Annotated in this window: 22 protein-coding genes and 3 tRNA genes; 20 read left to right on the top strand and 5 right to left on the bottom strand. The window is 49.2% G+C overall.

Going from position 1 to position 20068, the window contains the following annotated elements; translation table 11 throughout:
- Nucleotides 1–18: 18 nt before the first annotated feature.
- A complete protein-coding gene (locus ABD07_RS08070; protein ID WP_160817861.1) occupies nt 19–408 on the bottom strand; it encodes a hypothetical protein in 390 nt (129 codons plus the stop codon).
- A 407-nt stretch (nt 409–815) separates the two neighbouring features.
- Between ABD07_RS08070 and ABD07_RS08065 the strand changes: the two genes are divergently transcribed.
- The 12 genes from ABD07_RS08065 (at nt 816) to epsC (ending at nt 12904) form a co-directional block, all read left to right on the top strand.
- The gene (locus ABD07_RS08065) at nt 816–1037 is read left to right on the top strand and encodes a YezD family protein (RefSeq protein ID WP_108698484.1); all 222 of its coding nucleotides are present in this window, start codon (nt 816–818) and stop codon (nt 1035–1037) included.
- 173 nt (nt 1038–1210) lie between these two features.
- Complete coding sequence (locus ABD07_RS08060; protein WP_164502795.1) at nt 1211–2863, top strand: alginate export family protein; 1653 nt, start codon at nt 1211–1213, stop codon at nt 2861–2863.
- Nucleotides 2864–2894: 31 nt separating this feature from the next.
- Nucleotides 2895–3896 (top strand): sulfate ABC transporter substrate-binding protein, encoded by a 1002-nt coding sequence (locus tag ABD07_RS08055; protein ID WP_108698486.1) that lies wholly within the window; start codon nt 2895–2897, stop codon nt 3894–3896.
- A 48-nt stretch (nt 3897–3944) separates the two neighbouring features.
- Nucleotides 3945–4289, top strand: coding sequence for a DUF2325 domain-containing protein (locus ABD07_RS08050; RefSeq protein ID WP_108698487.1), 345 nt, complete (start codon nt 3945–3947; stop codon nt 4287–4289).
- A gap of 98 nt (nt 4290–4387) precedes the next feature.
- Nucleotides 4388–5293, top strand: coding sequence for an EAL domain-containing protein (locus ABD07_RS08045; protein WP_160817860.1), 906 nt, complete (start codon nt 4388–4390; stop codon nt 5291–5293).
- An 81-nt stretch (nt 5294–5374) separates the two neighbouring features.
- Nucleotides 5375–6205, top strand: coding sequence for an EAL domain-containing protein (locus tag ABD07_RS08040; RefSeq protein ID WP_160817859.1), 831 nt, complete (start codon nt 5375–5377; stop codon nt 6203–6205).
- 107 nt (nt 6206–6312) lie between these two features.
- Complete coding sequence (locus ABD07_RS08035; RefSeq protein WP_160817858.1) at nt 6313–7230, top strand: family 2A encapsulin nanocompartment shell protein; 918 nt, start codon at nt 6313–6315, stop codon at nt 7228–7230.
- On the top strand, nt 7217–9061 hold the full coding sequence (locus ABD07_RS08030) for a family 2A encapsulin nanocompartment cargo protein cysteine desulfurase (RefSeq protein WP_160817857.1): 1845 nt from the start codon (nt 7217–7219) through the stop codon (nt 9059–9061). Before ABD07_RS08035 ends, ABD07_RS08030 begins: the two co-directional genes overlap by 14 nt.
- Before the next feature lie 37 nt (nt 9062–9098).
- Nucleotides 9099–9932, top strand: a complete 834-nt coding sequence (gene cysT, locus ABD07_RS08025; protein WP_108698492.1) for a sulfate ABC transporter permease subunit CysT — start codon at nt 9099–9101, stop codon at nt 9930–9932.
- An 8-nt stretch (nt 9933–9940) separates the two neighbouring features.
- The gene (cysW, locus tag ABD07_RS08020) at nt 9941–10822 is read left to right on the top strand and encodes a sulfate ABC transporter permease subunit CysW (protein ID WP_160817856.1); all 882 of its coding nucleotides are present in this window, start codon (nt 9941–9943) and stop codon (nt 10820–10822) included.
- A complete protein-coding gene (locus ABD07_RS08015; RefSeq protein WP_108698494.1) occupies nt 10819–11907 on the top strand; it encodes a sulfate/molybdate ABC transporter ATP-binding protein in 1089 nt (362 codons plus the stop codon). The genes cysW and ABD07_RS08015 overlap by 4 nt, the downstream gene beginning before the upstream one ends.
- Before the next feature lie 43 nt (nt 11908–11950).
- A complete protein-coding gene (gene epsC, locus ABD07_RS08010) occupies nt 11951–12904 on the top strand; it encodes a serine O-acetyltransferase EpsC (protein WP_160817855.1) in 954 nt (317 codons plus the stop codon).
- 53 nt (nt 12905–12957) lie between these two features.
- Here the strand turns inward: epsC and ABD07_RS08005 are convergent, their stop codons facing one another.
- Nucleotides 12958–13245 (bottom strand): hypothetical protein, encoded by a 288-nt coding sequence (locus ABD07_RS08005; protein ID WP_160817854.1) that lies wholly within the window; start codon nt 13243–13245, stop codon nt 12958–12960.
- A 192-nt stretch (nt 13246–13437) separates the two neighbouring features.
- Here ABD07_RS08005 and ABD07_RS08000 point away from each other — a divergent pair.
- The 3 genes from ABD07_RS08000 (at nt 13438) to ABD07_RS07990 (ending at nt 13805) form a co-directional block, all read left to right on the top strand.
- Nucleotides 13438–13512 (top strand) — tRNA-Gly (locus ABD07_RS08000).
- Between the two features lie 110 nt (nt 13513–13622).
- Nucleotides 13623–13696 (top strand) — tRNA-Cys (locus tag ABD07_RS07995).
- A 19-nt stretch (nt 13697–13715) separates the two neighbouring features.
- A tRNA-Leu gene (locus tag ABD07_RS07990) sits at nt 13716–13805 on the top strand.
- A gap of 272 nt (nt 13806–14077) precedes the next feature.
- Here ABD07_RS07990 and ABD07_RS07985 read toward each other — a convergent pair.
- Nucleotides 14078–14359, bottom strand: coding sequence for an integrase core domain-containing protein (locus ABD07_RS07985; protein ID WP_420813514.1), 282 nt, complete (start codon nt 14357–14359; stop codon nt 14078–14080).
- A 54-nt stretch (nt 14360–14413) separates the two neighbouring features.
- Here ABD07_RS07985 and ABD07_RS14785 point away from each other — a divergent pair, with 54 nt between their 5' ends.
- From ABD07_RS14785 to ABD07_RS07960, 5 genes are all read left to right on the top strand, one after another.
- Nucleotides 14414–14539: a PEP-CTERM sorting domain-containing protein gene (locus ABD07_RS14785; protein ID WP_420813510.1), complete on the top strand. Its 126-nt coding sequence runs from the start codon at nt 14414–14416 to the stop codon at nt 14537–14539.
- 839 nt (nt 14540–15378) lie between these two features.
- Nucleotides 15379–16296, top strand: a complete 918-nt coding sequence (locus ABD07_RS07975) for a class I SAM-dependent methyltransferase (RefSeq protein WP_160817853.1) — start codon at nt 15379–15381, stop codon at nt 16294–16296.
- A 5-nt stretch (nt 16297–16301) separates the two neighbouring features.
- Complete coding sequence (locus ABD07_RS15195) at nt 16302–16760, top strand: serine O-acetyltransferase (protein WP_160817852.1); 459 nt, start codon at nt 16302–16304, stop codon at nt 16758–16760.
- A gap of 635 nt (nt 16761–17395) precedes the next feature.
- Nucleotides 17396–17653, top strand: coding sequence for a hypothetical protein (locus ABD07_RS07965; protein ID WP_146158816.1), 258 nt, complete (start codon nt 17396–17398; stop codon nt 17651–17653).
- 52 nt (nt 17654–17705) lie between these two features.
- Complete coding sequence (locus ABD07_RS07960) at nt 17706–18074, top strand: thiol-disulfide oxidoreductase DCC family protein (protein WP_160817851.1); 369 nt, start codon at nt 17706–17708, stop codon at nt 18072–18074.
- A 39-nt stretch (nt 18075–18113) separates the two neighbouring features.
- On the opposite strand, the gene pyrC is transcribed toward ABD07_RS07960, so the two are convergent.
- Together pyrC and rsmI are read right to left on the bottom strand one after the other, a co-directional pair.
- The gene (gene pyrC, locus ABD07_RS07955) at nt 18114–19154 is read right to left on the bottom strand and encodes a dihydroorotase (protein WP_160817874.1); all 1041 of its coding nucleotides are present in this window, start codon (nt 19152–19154) and stop codon (nt 18114–18116) included.
- Nucleotides 19155–19202: 48 nt separating this feature from the next.
- Nucleotides 19203–20060, bottom strand: coding sequence for a 16S rRNA (cytidine(1402)-2'-O)-methyltransferase (gene rsmI, locus ABD07_RS07950; protein ID WP_160817850.1), 858 nt, complete (start codon nt 20058–20060; stop codon nt 19203–19205).
- Nucleotides 20061–20068 lie beyond the last annotated feature (8 nt).

The raw sequence follows: 20068 nt of genomic DNA, 5'->3' as shown, positions 1-20068 counted from the left end.
CCTTAGCTTAGCGGTAGACTATTCCTTCTTAATCAGCGCGATTTCATCCACAATGTCATTTTCGTCATAACGCACTTGAAATGCCATGTCATCGCCACTGAAGGTGATTTCCGCAGGTGTGCCAACCAGCTCCCACAATCCCAGCGTAACGACATCAGCCGCGCCATGCAGAAATGCCCTGCCCGCCTTCGCGCCGGTGCTATATCCTTGAGTAAACTTAAAGATTTCAAACCGTTTGCCATCCCGGTATTCACTGACCAGCGGAGCGCCAAACTCGGATATCAGCATGGCCCTGGATGTCCCTTCTTTCAATAAACTGACATCCTTTTTCTCGGGCTGCTTGGCCGCCATAAAAACAGAGCAGCCGGAAATGGACACTAGCAATATCAGCAGCACCGTAAAAAACATAAACCTTCTTAAATTATTCATATCTAGCCAATTTAATTCACGATAGCCCAATCGATCCGGGCGTAAATGAGAAAAATGCCGGTCATTGCCGATCCGGATTTTCCTCTTTTTAGTGCTGCATTTTACTGCAATCGTTTCATCGGTGTGACGCTACAACGATGAATCGCTCATTTCGTTGTTAATCCGGCTGATCCAGTGTACATCTACTCAGCAATCCTGCACCCAAAAATCAATTTTTAGTGCAATTGCTTTTACCGTCAGACAGTTAGCAGTGGCGTATTGTCTTGCTATAGTGCGCCATAATGATTTTTTCTTATATAGAAATTAGAAAATATTATTTCTATTTATATAAAAAAGTTGCTATCTTTCGCTTCCATCAATTTTTACTACTGTGCTGAGCAATATCAATGACCACCGATTCCAGTTTGGAACACAAAATTGTTGCAAACAACGATCCAATCAAGAAGATTCCCGTGGAGGTCGCGCAGGAAATTTTGCGCGCGGTTGCAAACATCGAATACGGTTCGATTGAAATCACCATCCACGGCAGCAGAGTAGTTCAAATTGAGTGCCGGGAGAAAATTCGTGTCAACCAGAGCGGGCCAAACCGGAAAACACTAAAATCGTAACTACTTAAACGATTTAAGCTTCAAGTTCAAGCAATGCAGCAAAACCAATCCATCCCTTAACAACGTCAGCCGGAAGTACTGGCGGCATTAAACGAATTGAGCAGCTCGACGGAATTTCCGGAAAGCTTACTCAGGAGAATATAGTGAAATTTCTTTGGTACATATCGCGAATTATGACATTGAGCGCACTGACTATCAGCGCTACTCAAGCATCTTCCGATCAAAAAACAACGCTTGATTTTCAAGCAACGCAACAAAAAATCCTGCAGGTTGTGCAGCAAATGCCGGATGAAACGGCTAAGCCATCAGCCGGTAAAGCATCGGCGCAGGGCAAACCGTCCGAAGCTGGAAAAGGCTTGCCCGCCATTGTGCCGGAGACAAAAACCGCCGAGGTAAAAAAGCCAGCCAGCTATCATCAGCGCTCCAACAGCTACGCCACCAATCCGGACTCCGATCCGCCGCGTTATGTGCGCCGCTTGAGCGATATCGGTGTCGAGGCATTCAAAGATATCACTTGGCTGGAAATCGGTCTGGAATCCCGCATGCGCTACGAACATCGCCATAACGATGTCCGCCGTATCGAAGGCGGCAACGACGATCCTTTTTTCTTGCGTCAACGCGCATGGATAGGGATCAAAGAAATTCTCGATCCATTCCGCTTTGCGGTCGAATTTCAGGACTCCCGGGTTTATAACAACCGGTTTGTATCGACCGATCAGGAAAGAAACGAGTACGACCTGCTGAATGCATACGGTGAGCTGTATTTCAAAAAAGCACTCGGCGCCGATGATCGCGGCAATGATCGCCCGATCCGTTTCCGGGTGGGCAGGTTCGCGTATGAAACAACCGACCGGCGTTTTATCGCTCGTAACGAATGGCGCAACACCACCAATACCTTTGAAGGTTTCCGCCTGAATTTTGGCCGCGAAGCCAACGATTGGGAACTGGATTTATTCGGTATGCAGCCGGTCCGCCGTTTGCAAACCAAATTCGACGAGGCTAACGATCATTTGTGGACTTTCGGCGCCATCGGCACTTGGCGCAAATGGTCCGACATCATCACCATACAACCGTATTACATGGGTCAGAAACAAACGGCCGACCCTAATGGTTTCACCGCCACCAACCGGCTGGACCGCGAAATCCATATGCCGGGATTCCGCGCTTACGGCAAGGTCAGCAATTTGTTCGATTTCGATGTCAGCTATAACCGTCAGCTTGGCTATACCGGACCCAATCGCATCGAAGCACAGGGTTACACTATCGAAGTTGGAAAAACCTTCGAGTATGCCTGGAAACCAAGGATTGGTCTGTTTTACGGTTATGCCAGCGGTGACAAGAATCCCACTGACAATGTCGACAACCGTTTTGACCGTTTCTTCGGATTTGCGCGCCCTTGGTCGGCGGATCACTATGTGATTTACGAAAACTTGAAAGCACCGAAAATCCGCTTTGAATTCAGCCCGACGCAGAAACTGGGATTTGAGCTGGGTTACGGCGGGTACTGGCTGGCCAGCAACACCGATCGCATGTTCGATATTCTCGATGGCAACATCAGCAATACCATCAAGGATCCCGGATTCAATCGCGACCGCACCGGCAAAAGCGGTGATTTCGGCGGCCATGCCTTTGAAGGACGCATCCGTTATCAACCGACACCGCGCATTAACACCATTCTCGGTTACACCCACTTCACTGCGGGCGAATTCGTCAAAAACCGTATCGCAGCAACCTCTTGCGCAACCTTGCACAAGCACCCCTGCACCGACCAACGTTCGGGAGATACGGATTTCTTATACTTTGAAGTGCTTATCAGTCTTTTATAAAACCTTTTAAATCTCTAGTGGAGCAAACCTCATGAACATTAAAACATGCCTAGCAGCAGGCCTCTTAACAGCCGGTTTGATTGCCGGTAGTAACGCATTGGCGGAAAAAACCTTGCTCAATGTATCCTACGATCCAACCCGCGAGCTTTATCAAGAATTTAACGCGGCTTTCGCCAAATACTGGCAAGCAAAAAACAACGAAAAAGTTACGATCCGGCAATCGCACGGTGGATCCGGCAAGCAGGCGCGTTCCGTCATCGATGGCCTCGAAGCCGATGTGGTGACACTGGCATTGGCCAACGATATCAACGCCATCTCCGAGAAAGCCAAATTGCTGCCGGAGAATTGGCAATCACGGCTGGCGCTGAACAGCACACCATACACCTCGACTATCATCTTTCTAGTGCGCAAAGGCAATCCCAAAGGCATCAAGGATTGGGATGATCTGGCCCGCCCTGGCGTAGCCGTGATTACGCCGAACCCAAAAACATCCGGCGGCGCGCAATGGAATTATCTGGCGGCATGGCAATACGGCAAACGCAAGTTCGGCGACGAAAGCAAAGTTAAGGAATTCGTCAGCAGCATCTATAAAAATGTACCCGTCTTGGATTCCGGCGCGCGTGGATCGACCACCACCTTTGTCGAGCGCGGTGTCGGGGATGTGTTCATTTCCTGGGAAAACGAAGCCTTTCTGGCGCTGAAGGAATATGGCGCGGAAAAATTCGAAATTGTCATTCCATCGCTGAGTATTCTGGCGGAACCCCCGGTCGCGGTAGTCGATAAAGTGGTCGACAAACGCGGCACACGCCAAGTTGCCGAAGCGTACCTGGAGTACCTCTATTCCGAAGCGGGCCAGGAAATTGCCGCCAAGCATTTTTACCGTCCTACGCACGCTGGAGTAGCTGAAAAGTATGCCGCCAAATTCCCCAAGATTGAATTATTCAAAATCGACGAGGCTTTCGGCGGGTGGAAGAATGCACACAAAATCCACTTCTCGGATGGCGGCACGTTCGATCAGATTTATCTGAAGTAATGACAACATAGCGCGCTGCGGCGCGCTAACAAAAAAAGAGGATTCAACATGACTGTTCTTATTGTTGGTGGAGATTACGTGGCATCGTTCAAGCATCTTATTGCCACGCAACACAATGCACGCATCGAACATTGGAGCGGCCGCGCAAAAGGCTTTAATAAGCGGCAGCTTCCACATGAAACACAGTTGATCATCGTTATTTGCGACTTCATTAATCACAACTTTGCCAACTCGATCAAAGAGCAAGCGAATCGTAATGGTATTCCGCTCGTTTATTGCCATCGTTCGGTAAACGAGCTGAAACGCAAATTAAAGGATATCTACCCAACCGATAAGGACAGTTGTTGTAAAGGTTTCAGTGAAAAAAACAATCAAGCACGTAGATATCACTAACAAGTTCAATTGCAGCCCATAGAAATATCAAGCCTGTACCAGAACCATCGTTTTTTCTGTCTATGCGTAGCAGCGTTCATTTCTATGGGGATAATTCCATGAATACATCAGCACAAAAAACTTTTACAGTCCTCGAAGAACTCGAGCGGATCAATTCCGCCACCGGCTACGCCTTAAAACGCGCTGACAACGGCTGGATCAGCGGACAATTTCATCAATACGAATTAACCAGCGTTTTTCAACCCATTTTCAGCCTCCGCAATTATGGTAGAACCATGGGACACGCCGCTTATATGCGTTCCAAATCGGCTGCGGGAAATGCGCTTTGGCCATGGCAAGTCTTTGCCATGTCATCGAAGGACGATCAATTGATTGCATTGGACCGCCTATGCCAGGCAATCCATGCGCTGAATTATCATTTCAATCACACGTCCCGGTCGGACAATTTGTTTGTCGAGGTTCATCCGCGTTTGCTGGAGAGCGTCAAGGACGATCACGGCCGCGCATTTGAGCATTTTCTCGATCTGATCGGTGTAAGAACCTCGCGCGTCGTCATCGAAATTCCGGCTATCGTCAACCGCAACTGGAAATTGCTGCAGCATGTCATCGGTAATTACCGTTCACGCGGTTACCGGATCGCCGCCAATTACTCCGGCGCCAGCAGCGATTGGATGGCGGAACTGGGCAGCTTGTATCCGGATGTGGTGCGAATCTCGGCCAGCGATCTGATGCGCCATGAAACCATTGCCGAACTGGCGGATACCGTCCATAGCTTCGGCGCAAGCTTGCTGGTGCGGGACATCGAAACAGCGGAACAGCTAGTGACCGCGAAACGCACCGAAGTCGATTATCTGCAAGGCAATCTGCCCGGCAAACCGGTTTCCGCAATCGAAACAACCGCGTTGCCGCCCGTTTCAGAATTACTATATACTTATCCTGCTGATAAAGATGGTTGTTGTAACCGCTTGCTTGAAAATAGAAATCATCCCCAACGATTTCACTAGTAATAAAAATATAAGCTCGACATAAAACAACCGGCTTTTCTCTGTCTGCGCATTGCAGCTAATTTCTATGGAGATAATTCCATGAATACATCAGCACAAAAAACATTTACCGCTCTCGAGGAATTTGAGCTTATCAATTCCGCCACCGACTACGCCTTAAAACGCGCTGACAACGGCTGGATCAGCGGATATTTTTATCAATGCGAATTAACCAGCGTTTTTCAACCCATTTTCAGCATCGATCAGGGTAAAACCATCGCACATGCCGCGTATGTGCGCTCCAAATCCAACGAAGAAATCGCACTCTGGCCATGGCAAGTATTCGCCATGGCGTCCAAAGACGATCAATTAATCGAATTGGATCGCTTATGCCGGGCGATTCATTCATTGAATTATTATTTCAACCACACGTCCCGGTCGGACCATTTATTTGTCGAAGTTCATCCGCGTTTGCTGGAAAGCGTCAAAGACGATCACGGCCGCGCATTTGAGAATTTTCTCGACCTGATCGGTGTAAAAACCTCGCGCGTCGTCATCGAAATCCCGGCTATCGTCAACCGCAACTGGAAATTGCTGCAGCATGTCATCGGTAATTACCGTTCGCGCGGCTACCGGATCGCTGCCAATTACTCCGGCACCAGCAGCGATTGGATGGCGGAACTGGGCAGTTTGTATCCGGATGTGGTGCGAATCTCGGCCAGCGATCTGATGCGTCATAAAACCATTTCTGAACTGGCGGATACCGTCCATAGCTTCGGCGCAGGCTTGCTGGTGCGGGACATCGAAACAGCGGAACAGTTAGCGGTCGCCAAACGCATCGAAGTCGATTATCTGCAAGGCAATCTACTCGGCAAACCGGTATCCGTGATCAAAACAACCGAGCTGACACCTGCTTCAAGATCGGTTAATTAAAACAAAAGGAGAACATCCATACGCCATCTTTTCAACTCGTTTCACAAGCCTGAAGCAGTACACGTTACACGTTGCAACTTTATTGACATAATCCAAGGAGAATTACAATGACCGATATTCATCAAGGCCATACCGCATTAGGTGATGTAGCCGCTCGCACGCTTGCCAATGCTACAAAAACTGTCCCGATGATGGGAACCATCACGCCACGCTGGCTCACCCACTTGCTGCACTGGGTGCCGGTCGAGGCGGGTATTTATCGCGTGAATAAAGTAAAGGATCCCGATCAGGTGGAAGTCGATTGCTCCGCCAAGGACGAACGTGAATTACCCGCGACATTCGTGGATTATGAAGAATGGGGACGGGAATATGTCCTGAGTGCGGTCAACACCGTGCTGGATGTGCATACCCGTGTTTCCGATCTGTATAGCAGCCCGCACAATCAAATCCGCGAACAGTTGCGCCTTACGATCGAAACAGCGAAAGAACGCCAGGAAAGCGAGCTGATCAATAATAAGGAATACGGCTTGCTCAATAACGCCGCAAAATCGATGAGGGTGAAAACACGTACAGGCGCACCCACCCCCGATGATCTGGATGAGCTGATTGCACGTGTCTGGAAAGAACCCGGCTTTTTCCTCGCGCACCCGCAAGCGATTGCAGCATTCGGCCGTGAATGTACCCGCCGTGGCGTTCCACCTCCGACTGTTTCATTGTTTGGCTCACAATTCCTGACTTGGCGCGGCATTCCATTGATTCCAAGTAACAAATTCAACATCACTGGCGGAAAAACCAGCATCATTCTGCTGCGCACCGGTGAAAGCCGCCAAGGTGTGGTCGGACTCTATCAACCGGATTTACCGGGCCAGCAAGGCATGGGATTATCGGTGCGTTTCATGGGTATCAATCACAAAGCGATTGCCTCTTATCTGGTTTCCCTCTATTGCTCGCTGGCGGTATTGACCGAGGATGCGCTCGGCGTGCTCGAAAATGTCGAAGTGGGTAAATATCATGAGTACAAGTAATCTCGATCATCCCTCAGGCGAAAGTTTGGACGCGGCATCCACCTATCTGCCGGATGTCGAGTTACTGACACGCATGGCCAACGAAATGTTTTCCGCTTTGCCCAATGCGACGCCTGCCGCAGGCGTACCCTCCTCCGCGGCAGCGGCGTCCACGGTCACATCGGCGCCTGCGCTGGAAGTTCCGTCATTCCCTGCGGATCATCCGCGCGCGGGAAGTTCTGTGTACGCTTCAGCCATTCCATTACCATTCGAGGATGAACTCAACACCTTGTTTTCATCGGCAAAAGAAAGTTATTCCGCTGTGTCCGGCATAGCGCAGACTGGCGCCCCCTCTGCGGGAGCACTAGCGGCTGCGCCGCTGCCAGCGCCGGAGATTTCCGCATTGAGCGCGGATCATTTCAATCTGGCCACTTCCCCTATTCCATCGGCCATCCCGCTACCGTTTGAGGAAGAATTGCGCGCGCTCTTCACACCGGCGCAAAAAGCCACGCTCGCACATGCCGCCATCCCAGCCAATTCAGGCCAGGCATCGTCATTCTATTTTCTCGACAGCATCGCATCGCCAACGGCGAGCACACCGCTACCGGCCTATGCGGCTGCGCATCCGCCGTTCGACGTTAATGCCATCCGGCGGGATTTCCCGATATTGAAAGAACTGGTGCACGGCCGTCCGCTGATTTGGCTGGACAACGCCGCGACGACACAGAAACCGCAATCAGTCATCGACCGCCTCAGCTACTTCTATCAACACGAGAACTCCAACATCCACCGTGCCGCACATGAGTTGGCGGCGCGTGCAACCGATGCCTACGAAGATGCGCGCAAAAAAGTCCGTCATTTCCTGAACGCGCCATCCGTCGATGAAATCGTCTTTGTCCGCGGCACCACCGAAGGTATCAATCTTGTCGCGCAAAGCTGGGGACGCCAACATATCAATGAAGGCGACGAAATCGTCATTTCCTGGCTGGAACATCACGCCAATATCGTGCCGTGGCAGCAGCTGTGCACCGAGAAAGGCGCCAAGTTGCGCATTGCGCCCGTGGACGATCACGGCCAGATAGTGCTGGATGAATATCAAAAACTGCTGAACTCACGCACCAAGCTGGTGGCATTTTCGCAAGTCTCGAATGCGCTGGGCACGATCACACCGGCGCAGCAAATGATCGCGATGGCACACCGCGTTGGCGCGCGCGTGCTGTTGGATGGCGCGCAATCGGTTTCGCACATGCGCGTCGACGTGCAACAACTCGATTGCGACTGGTTCGTTTTTTCCGGTCATAAAGTATTCGCTCCAACCGGGATCGGCGCACTGTTCGGCAAATTAGAATTGCTCAACTCCATGCCGCCTTGGCAGGGCGGAGGCAATATGATTCAGGATGTCACCTTTGAAAAAACCATTTATCATGCAGCACCCGCCCGTTTTGAAGCCGGTACCGGCAATATCGCCGATGCCGTCGGATTGGGCGCTGCGATTGATTACGTTCAGCGCATCGGTCTTGAAAACATCAGCCGCTATGAGCATCAGCTGCTGGTTTATGCGACACGCGGCCTCAGTACGATTCCGGGTTTACGTCTGATCGGCACGGCCGCGGAAAAAGCGGGTGTGCTGTCTTTTGTGCTGAAGGGATTCAGCTCCGAAGAAGTTGGCGCAGCGTTGAACCGTGAAGGTATCGCCGTGCGTTCCGGCCATCACTGCGCACAGCCGATTTTGCGCCGCTTTGGTCTGGAAACCACGGTTCGTCCTTCATTGGCGCTGTACAATACCTGTGCGGATGTCGATTTTCTGGTCGCCGCACTGCGCCGTATCCAAAGCGGGCGTACGAGCTTTTGATGATGGGTGAATCTAAATCAACACGAGGAATTCTTAATTGAGCAGTTTCAAACAATACAGTATTTTGCCAGGGTTCAATCTGGCATTGGGATTCACACTGTTGTATCTCAGTCTGATCGTTTTGATTCCGTTGTCGGCCGCGTTCATTCGCACCGCCGAATTGACGTGGCCGGAATTCTGGTCAATTGCCACCACCCCGCGCGTGCTGGCTTCTTACCGGCTGACATTCGGCGCGTCGTTCGCCGCCGCCACTGTCAATGCCTTTTTCGGTTTGTTAGTCGCGTGGGTGCTAGTGCGCTATCATTTTCCCGGCAAGAAAATAGTCGATGCCTTAGTGGATCTCCCCTTCGCCCTGCCGACCGCGGTGGCGGGCATCGCACTGACAGCGCTGTATGCCGGCAATGGCTGGATCGGTCAGTTTCTTGAGCCACTCGGCATCAAAGTGGCTTTTACGCCGCTGGGGATTTTCGTAGCGTTGACTTTTATCGGCCTGCCGTTTGTGGTGCGCACCGTGCAACCGGTGCTCGAAGATATCGAAACCGAGCTGGAGGAAGCGGCTGCGACACTCGGCGCCAACCGCTGGCAAACCTTCACGCGCGTGATTTTCCCGGCACTCTATCCCGCCTTGATGACCGGTTTTGCGCTGGCCTTCGCACGCGCGATCGGCGAGTACGGCTCGGTGATTTTTATCGCCGGTAATATGCCGATGATCTCCGAAATCACACCGCTGCTGATTATCACTAAACTGGAACAGTATGACTATGCCGGGGCCACGGCCTTGTCGGTCGTGATGCTGGTGATTTCTTTCACTCTGTTATTGATTATTAATTTGTTGCAATGGTGGAGCCGGCGCCGCAGCATGCAAGCTTGAGAACCATAATGACCACAACGATTACATTCCCCTTAGCCGGTAAAACCTTCCGGCAGCGCGCCACACAGGAACCTGTCTGGGTACGCCGGTCCTTGATCGGCTTGGCGCTGGTATTTTTAACACTCTTTCTGTTTGTACCTCTGATCTCGGTCTTCTACGAAGCTTTGAAAAAGGGCATGGAAGTTTACGTCGCGGCAATCACCGATCCCGATGCGGTTTCCGCCATCAAACTGACACTGCTCGTAGCGGCTATTGCGGTGCCTTTGAATCTGATATTCGGTATCGCGGCGGCCTGGGCCATCGCCAAATTTGAATTTCGCGGCAAGAATCTGCTGATCACATTGATCGACCTGCCTTTTTCAGTCTCGCCGGTGGTTTCCGGGTTGATTTACGTGCTCGTGTTTGGCTTGCAAGGGTGGCTGGGACCATGGCTGGCGGAGCACGATCTCAAAATTATCTTTGCCGTTCCCGGTATCGTGTTAGCGACCGTGTTTGTAACGGTACCGTTTATCGCACGTGAATTGATCCCACTGATGCAAGCGCAGGGCACAGAGGAAGAAGAAGCGGCTGTGGTGCTGGGCGCAAGCGGCTGGCAGACTTTTTATCATGTCACGCTGCCGAACATCAAATGGGGTTTGCTGTATGGCGCTATTTTGTGTAACGCCCGCGCGATGGGTGAATTCGGCGCGGTATCGGTGGTATCCGGTCATATCCGCGGCAGCACCAATACCATGCCATTGCACGTCGAAATTCTTTACAACGAATACAACTTCGCCGCCGCGTTTGCTGTGGCTTCACTGCTGGCCTTGCTGGCATTGGTGACGCTAGCGCTGAAAACACTGATCGAATTCCGGAACAAACAACATCAAAAACAACGAGGTCTCGAATGAGCATTGAAGTAATCAGTCTCTCCAAACAATTCGGCACGTTTACCGCACTGCATGATGTCAGTTTACAAGTGCACTCCGGTGAATTGCTGGCACTACTGGGGCCTTCGGGTTCCGGCAAAACCACGCTGCTGCGCGTGATCGCCGGACTGGAAACCGCCGATAGCGGGCAGGTGCTATTTCACGGTGAAGATGCAACCGATCAGCATGTGCGCGACCGTCAAGTCGGGTTTGTTTTTCAGCATTACGCCTTGTTTCGCAACATGACGATTTTCCAGAATGTCGCTTTCGGTTTGAATGTACGCCCGAAGAAATTCCGCCCTTCCAAAGAGGAAATCCATGACCGCGTGATGAAACTATTGCATTTGGTGCAGTTGGATTGGCTGGCGGACCGCTATCCGCACCAGCTTTCCGGCGGCCAGCGCCAGCGTATTGCCTTGGCGCGGGCACTGGCGGTGGAACCGAAAGTGTTATTGCTCGATGAGCCTTTCGGCGCATTGGACGCTAAGGTGCGCAAGGAGCTGCGCTCCTGGCTCCGCAGGTTGCACGACGACATGCACATTACCAGTGTATTTGTCACGCACGATCAGGAAGAAGCGCTGGAAGTCGCCGACCGGGTGGTCGTCATGAACGAAGGCCGGATCGAACAAGTCGGCACACCGGATGAAGTTTACGATCAACCCGCCAATCCGTTCGTGTACGAATTCCTCGGCAACGTGAATTTATTTCATAGCCGCTTACATCGCGGCCGTGCCTGGATCGGCGATCTGGAAGTCGATGTGCCGGAACATGCGGAAGCGGAAGAATTGGTTGCCATTGCTTATGTCCGCCCGCATGAAATCGAAGTCGAGCGTACCCAGAATGGTGAAGCGGCGCTGGCAGCGCAGATTGTTCATATTCTATCGGTAGGCCCGATTGTCAGGCTGGAGCTGGTACGCGAAAACGACAAAGAAAGACACCCGGTGCACGCTGAAATCAGTAAGGAGCGGTTTCGCGAATTGCAGCTCACCAAGGGAGAGAAAGTCTTTATCAAACCCAGGCGGCTTGATTTGTTCCCCAACTATCCGCAGAGCCAGTTGAAACATTGAGGCATGGCATTGAAAAGCAGATTGTACGAAATGGATTGAAGACATGACCACCGAACTCAAAACACAGGACACAGCTGAATCAGAAGTCAATCGCCTGGAAATCGATCATATAGTTTCCCAATTACGCGCATTACGCGTGGCCTCCCTGGAGCACCGGCAACGGCTTAACAAGCCCCCCAAGCTGCCTTCACGGAAAGTTCTGGCATCTATCATTGAGCGGTTAAGCGCGGCGTTGTTTCCGAATCGTCTGGGCACACCGAGCATTTCCGATGAAGGCATCGATTATTACGTAGGACATACCCTGGATGTTACATTACGCGACCTGATCGATCAGATTCACCACGAATTGTTCTTTGTCTCGGGGCAGGAAACTGCCGGTCCGTCGATTCGTGAGCATGCTGCGAGCATTGCCAATACGTTCGCCAAGCAGTTACCCAAAATCCGCAGCTTACTGGAAAACGACATCCGTGCCGCCTATGAAGGCGATCCGGCAGCGCGCAGCATTGACGATGTATTGGTATGCTACCCGGGGATTACTGCGATCATTCACCACCGCATCGCGCATGAACTGAATCAGCTGGGCGTGCCGCTGATCGCGCGCATGATGTCGGAAATCGCTCATTCGCTCACAGGCATCGAAATCCATCCGGGCGCGCAGATCGGCGATAGCTTCTTTATTGATCATGGAACCGGCGTCGTGATCGGTGAGACTACGGTCATTGGCCGCAATGTGCGGTTGTATCAGGCTGTCACCCTCGGCGCCAAGCGCTTTCCCGTCGATGAGCACGGCATTTTGGTGAAAGGCAATCTGCGCCATCCCATCGTTGAAGATGATGTGGTGATCTATGCCGGCGCTACTATTCTCGGGCGTATCACCATCGGTCACGGTTCAACGGTCGGAGGCAATGTCTGGCTGACACATAGTATTCCGCCGGGAAGCCACGTCTCACAAGCGCAAATTCGCACGGATGTAATCGCCGCAGGCACCGGAATTTAGTATTTTTGTATTTGAATCCCGCCGCAGGCGAAACGCATGATTTTTCAATGTACTCAATGGGATGTAAACAATAACTGATCAGAGAATTCACCTGCGGCTATTTTTTCCAGCAAGTGCCTCGCTTTCTCACTGACCCCCGCCCCATGTTGCAGATAAGATTGCGCCGCCAGCGCGGGTGAATAATCACTGACCGTATATCCCTGCGCGTTGATTTCTTGCAGCGATATCGTTGTCACTGTCAGTTTTCCTTTTCCCAGCTTAATCACAAGCAGCTTCTTTCCACTCGCCCCCGCGATGATTGCAGTATGTCGATGTTGATTGATAATCACGGTTGGTTGCATTGTTGTCGGTCTCAAACGGTCAATAGCGTATACGCATACGATACCACCGTTCATCACTCGGAATCTTCATCACGATTAAGTAAAAATGTTTTATTCATTCTCGGTCTGCATTTTCTTGACCAAAACGTACAGCATCTCTATAATCCACCCTTCGTTTCTGAAGTGATTCCGGTCACACAGCAACTTCTTATTGCGGGAATAGCTCAGTGGTAGAGCACAACCTTGCCAAGGTTGGGGTCGCGAGTTCGAGCCTCGTTTCCCGCTCCATTCTTTCTGTGGAATGGCTCTTTGAAATTTTAATTTGCTGGAAATCGAATAACTACTCCTTACCGGCTTTTTTCCGTAGGATTAGCAAGACTTAGAAGTTATGCAATAATGGCGGGGGGGCAGAGTGGTCATGCAGCGGCCTGCAAAGCCGTCTACGCCGGTTCGATTCCGACCCCCGCCTCCACCGATCTGATATTTCCATCGCCCGGGTGGTGAAATTGGTAGACACAAGGGACTTAAAATCCCTCGGGCCTAAAACGCCCGTGCCGGTTCGATTCCGGCTCCGGGCACCAATAAACAATAAGCTAGCCAATCCCTTTGGGGCTTAAAAGCACTCCGTACCATTCCGCAAAAAATATATTCCATTCTGCAATTTTGTTTTAACCCTACAACGACGGCAAACCCGCTGATTAATGGCCACATCGACAGAGATCGATCCAATCAATTCCATGCTTTTCAACACCCCCAAAGACAGGACAAATCAATAATAGAAACCGGTCGCTATTTGGGATAGCATTTTGAACTTAAAAATGAGTTACTTTATTTTTAAGCGTAAGCTCCCCCGTTAAATAGACAGTATCCGATAGAGATTCGGAACCCGGGTTAGCCGAGGCATAAACTGTACCGGCGGAATGTTACCCAACGCTTCATGCGGTCGGTATTCGTTGTAATCAACCAGCCACTGGTTAGTGATGGTTTGAACCTGTTCAAGATTGGTAAAAAGATACGCATCAAGTACCTCAGTCCGGTAAGTCCGATTAAAGCGCTCGATCAAGCCATTCTGGTTTAGCCTACCTAGCTGGATATATCGTATGATGATACTTCTGGCCGCTGCCCAGCCGGAGATACACTTTCACTTTCATTTGCCTTCACAAAAAGCGCCGGACAATCTTTTGGATCTTTGGATGGCATAAACGTCGATATCTCATTTACCAGCGCAGTTCCTGAGCCAGAGACTTACGCTATGCTATTAGCCGGTCTGGGATTACTTGGACTAGCGATACGCAGAAGAAATCAAACCGTCTAAAAAATAACTGCCCGATTTTATCGGGCAGTTTTCATCTAACTGCTTGTCCCCGCCATTACTCAAGCCGTAACAAGCAAGTCTACTGTAACATCTCATACTGAATAACTTCTCGCTGCACGTTTGCAACAAGCTCCCAAAGAACTGATTCACTCTCGCTGGGAAACCGGGTTTTGTCAGCTTCGTTTTATCAGAAAAAATAGTATGCTGGCTTGATTAATTTATAAAAAGAAAATGTGGAGTGAGAAACAGAAAACTTTAAGAAAAGATAAATTCTGTTTCGGTCACTCTATGATTGACCATATATCAAACCTATTGGCTAAATGATATTGATGTTTAATGCGACTGACAGCTGCCTCAATCTAGAAGCAAGCAGTTTTCATTTTCGTTGAATATGGTTACATGCCTGCGCTTCCAAGATTTTTAAATACTGCTCACTTATGCCATGTACACGGCATCCCGTATGGATAGTCATGCCTTAACTTGTTTAAGAATAGTCGTGATCTGACTATCACTGCATTTTGATTGTTTCATTGCATAACCTCTTGTGTAACAATTACTAGAAAATCCTGACTTTATCATCAAACTTTGAATCCTGGGATTACCTCAATAGCACCACATAATGAATCAGCAACCTAAGGAAAACTCGAGATAGATTAATGATTAGAAATCAACACCTAGAAATAGCGCTGAATTTGACTACACATCAGGTTTTATGTATATTTTCATAACAAGTATTTATTTTTTCTACACATCTTATCTCACCGTAAAAATCGCAAAATGACGTTATAAATATAATTAGTCACTCAGCGAATTATCAAAATACAGGATAAAGTTGATCTATGGTCAAGTATCTGGCAGCGGCAGTAATGTTAAAAATGTTTTCGTTGAACAAGTTTACACGTTCTAGTTACCGCTACTTGGGCAATAAATTTGGCCAAAAAAAGCGTCAACAGCAAAACATCGACATGTACGTTAATCGTGGCGACTTATTAGTCCAATTAATTAAAAAGTATAGTGTATTTAAAGATGGTGGAGCGGCTGTTGAGCTTGGTACCGGCTGGATACACTGGTTTGGTTTATATTTGGCGCTACATAATGATAAAAAAATCAGCCTAGATCTATTTGATGTTTGGGACAATCGTCAATTAGATGCATTGAAGGGAGCTTTTAACAAATTGTCATGCCAGTGGGAGCATGACACCAGTAAAAACACAACACAACGTAATCGACTATCTTCTATTCTGTCAGTCAATTCTTTTGACGAACTCTATCGGATATTTGATGCAAAATATACCATCGATAATGAAGGTTCACTTGCGGGTTACCCAAGCACAAACTATGACCTGATTTTCAGCTTCCACGTCATGGAACATATTAACAGAGACTCTATCGAAGAATCTATTGAGCATATGTTCCGCATGCTGAAACCGGGAGGTTTCTGCATCCACCAAATTGGTATTGATGATCATCTGGCGCACTATGACAGCAAAGCTTCACAAAAGAATTACCTTCAATTCTCATTGACCAAGCGTAAATATCTATTCGAGAATATAGTGCAATATCATAATGTCTTGCAAGGCGATGACTATCAAAATCTATTCCGCAAGAAGGGTTTTGAAATTATCGAAATTGATCGTGAGCGTTGCGATATTTCAAGGCTCACTATTCATGATGATTGGAGTAACTACTCTCGCGAAGATCTGGAAACGACTATTTTTACTATCGTCTGCCATAAACCAGCAAACGTAAATGGTTAGTATTTATGAATGCGATCCATCTATATCGTATTGCACATTATCTGCACTGCAAACATATACCAGTACTTCCTGGCCTGCTGCGCTTACTTATGTTCCTGCTCTATAATAGTGTAATCCCGCCAAAATGCAGAATTGGAAAAGGATCCTGGTTTGCACATGGAGGAATTGGGGTAGTTTTACATCCCGATTGCCTCATCGGTGAGCGAGTACTGATTGGTCAGGGCGTCACAATAGGAGGCAGCTTTGGGTGCGGAGTACCAAAAATAGGAAACGATGTTTGGATCGGCCCGGGTGCTAGAATACTAGGGGCCATTACAATTGGATGCAACACTATTATTGGCGCTAATGCCGTGGTCATTACGGATGTGGCAGAAAATAGCGTAATTGGTGGAGTGCCTGGCAAATTAATCAAATCAATCAGCCCAGGATCGCTTAATGTCACGGAGGGAAAACTAAACGATTAGATAAATCTGTGTTTCTAAGAATTAAAATATAGACCTCAGCTGCAGAATTTATCATAGCGACATTAGATCCAGTCTAACAGATGAATGTCCGGATCGAAGTGCGTAATTTAATCCCAGAAACAGAAGTGTATGTCCGCAAAACATCACTACATCACCTCTTCCTTTACTATGGCAACAAGTAATTTGTGATCCATAGCGCATCATAACAAAACCATGCTCATATCATGTGATCAGCTTTAGATTTATGCCATGTCGTTGCAAAAGAATCTCAGGCTCATTTGATTAGGCGTATCACCCGGCTGCTTACCTCCGATGGGCAAGCTTTCCGCGCAGAATTAAAGAATTAGCCAAATAAATCTCCCTATCTACCTGTAAATTCCCCTCCAAGCTAAGTGAGGCAAGCACTACCTCCCCTCCTCCACACTATAAACTTTTTGCATATGTTACCGATAATTACAAAAAGCTTACTTAAGATCAATCACCTGATCTCATTCAATAAAATTCTATAGTTATAACTACACATTAAAATATTACAAATCATCACTATGCCAAAATTACGACTCAAAATTATCAAACAGAAAGTGGAAAAACAGTCATCTCAGTCGCGTAATCTTCTCAAAAATATCAATTGTTTCGTGTCAGAAAAAATCAACAAGTTGCTCGACAATGATGTATTGCCTTTGATCATTGCGCCATCTATTTTCCTGATATTCGCAGGCCTGGAGTGGTGGCGCTGGTATCTGGAAATACCGACACCTATTCCGCTCCTTTTAACTATCATCGCACTGGGCTTAGGCGTATATTGCTCTTATAAACTATTGGGGCATAAAAGAAATGAGAGCAAACAAAAAGACTTGCGCGCAGGCATCAATCAGCATCCGGAATTACACTAAGGACGCAACAGACTGATTCTCAGTCGATTCTCAAATAGAAACAAACGCCGGAATGCCCGTTAAAGTGTATTACAACAGCGCTTGCCCTGTTTGCAATGCAGGCATAAAAGATCAACGCCAGCGCATGGAACAGTGCGGAATTAAAGACATAGACTGGGTAGATGTACATAACAGCCCGGGCACTGTGTCAGAAACGGGCAATCCGTTGGAACAGGTGCGCGAGCGATTACACGTCAAAGACGATAGCGGCCGGTTGCGTATCGGTATCGATGCATTTATCTATCTTTGGCAACGGACTCCGAATCAACGTTGGCTGGCAAGCTTGTTGCAATTGCCGGTCATCGGATCATTGGCACGACTCGCCTATAATGGCTTTGCCCGGTTGCTTTACCGCTGGAACCGGGCATTAAAACACTGGTAATTCCCCGGCCTCGTCATTTAAGTAAGCATTTCTCCGGCATTACACCAGTTTCCAATTCAAGGGGGTACCCGCATAGAGCGGTATCAATTGTTCGCCAGAATAATCAAACCGCTCCGGGATAATCCAGCTTTCTTTCTTCAGCGTAATCGAACTTGTATTGCGCGGTAATTGGTAAAAATCCGCGCCGTGAAAACTGGCAAACGCCTCGAGTTTATTCAGTGCCCCGGCCTGTTCAAAAGCTGCCGCATAGAACTCGATAGCGGCATGCGCTGTAAAAATTCCTGCGCAGCCGCAGGCGTTTTCTTTGCTCATTTGTGCATGCGGTGCGCTATCGGTGCCAAGAAAAAATTTGGAATTACCGCTGGTCGCCGCTTCCAGCAAAGCCTGCCGGTGCATTTCACGCTTCAACACCGGTAAGCAGTAATGATGCGGACGAATACCGCCTTGAAAAATCGCATTGCGATTCAGCAGCAAATGATGCGCCGTAATTGTCGCGGCAATCCGCTCGGATACTTCGGTTACAAACTGCACGGCATCGCGTGTGGTGACATGCTCAAATACGATGCGCAAACCGGGGAAATGCCGTATCAGTGGTATCAATATCCGGTCGATAAAAACTTTCTCACGGTCAAACACATCAACATCGGTGTCTGTCACTTCGCCATGCACCAGCAACGGCAAATTATTCCGTTCCATCGCCGCAAGTGTGTTATAGCATTTGGCAATATCGGTCACACCGGCATCGGAATTGGTCGTTGCGCCCGCCGGGTACAATTTCACGCCGTGTATCACAGCGCTTTCCTTAGCCCGGATGATCTCCGAGGACGGTGTATTGTCCGTTAAATACAACGTCATCAACGGTTCAAAATGATCCTGCAACGCCACCGGCAAAGCCGCCAGGATCCGAGCACGATACGCCAGCGCCATCTCGGTTGTCACCACCGGCGGTTTCAGGTTGGGCATGATGATGGCGCGTGCGAATTGCTTGGCGGTATGTGGCAACACGGCGCGCAACTGTTCGCCATCGCGCAAATGCAAATGCCAATCGTCAGGCCGGGTAATGGTAATGCTGGTCAAGATTTATCCGCAAATAGGTTAAATAGCCGCATTATAGCGCAAGCATCCCTGCTATCCGGAATCTCCCCCGGCCTTTAAATCCAGCGCCAATTGATACAGCGTGTTTTTGTTTGCGCCGGTAATCGCCGTGGCCAGTTTAACCGCTTGTTTCAACGGCAACTCAGCCAGCAAACAGGTTAAGGTATGCCGGGCTTCGCGGCTGATCTCGGACTTATCCATAATTTCCGCCCCGGATAACAGTAAAACAAACTCGCCTTTCTGCTGGTTCGTATCGGCCTGTAACCAAGGCAACATGTCGGCCAGTGTTCCGCTATGAATGGTCTCGAATAATTTGGTTAATTCGCGCGCCAGGGTAATTCCGCGTTGCGCTCCGAAAATATCGATCATGTCCGCGATGCATTCCAGAATCCGATGCGGCGCTTCATAAAATATCACTGTATAGGGATGCGATTTTAATGCCGTCAACTCGCGCTTACGCAACCCGCTTTTTGTGGGCAGGAAGCCATAGAACAAAAAATGCGGATTCACGATGCCGGCTGCCGATAAGGCGCAAATGGCCGCATTCGCACCGGGAACCGGAACAACCCGGGAACCGCCTTCGCGCACGCGTTGCACAACAATCGCACCGGGATCGGAAATGCCGGGCGTACCTGCATCGGTTATCAAGGCAACGCTTTTTCCGGAATCCAGCAAAGTGACTATTTTGCCCGCGACTGCGGCCTCGTTATGTTGATGCAACGCGATCAATTTCGCCGTAATGCCATGCGCCGCCAACAAATGCTTGGAATTCTGCACATGCTCGGCGGCGATCACATCGGCTTTTGCCAATACGTCCAGCGCGCGCAAGCTAATGTCGCTTAAATTTCCTATTGGGGTAGCAACCACATATAATGCACTTTTTTCCAGCATAATCCTCA

The organism is Nitrosomonas oligotropha (genome assembly GCF_009833085.1).
Lineage (GTDB): Bacteria > Pseudomonadota > Gammaproteobacteria > Burkholderiales > Nitrosomonadaceae > Nitrosomonas > Nitrosomonas oligotropha.
This window is presented reverse-complemented; position numbering and strand designations above follow the sequence as displayed.

What these genes read in the sequence shown, in the direction of transcription:
- ABD07_RS07975 (WP_160817853.1), top strand. Translation starts at nt 15,379, where the DNA reads ATGGTCAAGTATCTGGCAGCGGCAGTAATGTTAAAAATGTTTTCGTTG.
- ABD07_RS08055 (WP_108698486.1), top strand. Translation starts at nt 2,895, where the DNA reads ATGAACATTAAAACATGCCTAGCAGCAGGCCTCTTAACAGCCGGTTTG.
- cysW (WP_160817856.1), top strand. Translation starts at nt 9,941, where the DNA reads ATGACCACAACGATTACATTCCCCTTAGCCGGTAAAACCTTCCGGCAG.
- epsC (WP_160817855.1), top strand. Translation starts at nt 11,951, where the DNA reads ATGACCACCGAACTCAAAACACAGGACACAGCTGAATCAGAAGTCAAT.
- ABD07_RS08045 (WP_160817860.1), top strand. Translation starts at nt 4,388, where the DNA reads ATGAATACATCAGCACAAAAAACTTTTACAGTCCTCGAAGAACTCGAG.
- rsmI (WP_160817850.1), bottom strand. Translation starts at nt 20,060, where the DNA reads ATGCTGGAAAAAAGTGCATTATATGTGGTTGCTACCCCAATAGGAAAT.
- ABD07_RS07960 (WP_160817851.1), top strand. Translation starts at nt 17,706, where the DNA reads ATGCCCGTTAAAGTGTATTACAACAGCGCTTGCCCTGTTTGCAATGCA.
- ABD07_RS08030 (WP_160817857.1), top strand. Translation starts at nt 7,217, where the DNA reads ATGAGTACAAGTAATCTCGATCATCCCTCAGGCGAAAGTTTGGACGCG.
- ABD07_RS08015 (WP_108698494.1), top strand. Translation starts at nt 10,819, where the DNA reads ATGAGCATTGAAGTAATCAGTCTCTCCAAACAATTCGGCACGTTTACC.
- ABD07_RS08050 (WP_108698487.1), top strand. Translation starts at nt 3,945, where the DNA reads ATGACTGTTCTTATTGTTGGTGGAGATTACGTGGCATCGTTCAAGCAT.
- ABD07_RS08065 (WP_108698484.1), top strand. Translation starts at nt 816, where the DNA reads ATGACCACCGATTCCAGTTTGGAACACAAAATTGTTGCAAACAACGAT.
- ABD07_RS08005 (WP_160817854.1), bottom strand. Translation starts at nt 13,245, where the DNA reads ATGCAACCAACCGTGATTATCAATCAACATCGACATACTGCAATCATC.
- ABD07_RS08070 (WP_160817861.1), bottom strand. Translation starts at nt 408, where the DNA reads ATGTTTTTTACGGTGCTGCTGATATTGCTAGTGTCCATTTCCGGCTGC.
- ABD07_RS08060 (WP_164502795.1), top strand. Translation starts at nt 1,211, where the DNA reads ATGACATTGAGCGCACTGACTATCAGCGCTACTCAAGCATCTTCCGAT.
- ABD07_RS08035 (WP_160817858.1), top strand. Translation starts at nt 6,313, where the DNA reads ATGACCGATATTCATCAAGGCCATACCGCATTAGGTGATGTAGCCGCT.
- ABD07_RS08040 (WP_160817859.1), top strand. Translation starts at nt 5,375, where the DNA reads ATGAATACATCAGCACAAAAAACATTTACCGCTCTCGAGGAATTTGAG.
- ABD07_RS15195 (WP_160817852.1), top strand. Translation starts at nt 16,302, where the DNA reads ATGAATGCGATCCATCTATATCGTATTGCACATTATCTGCACTGCAAA.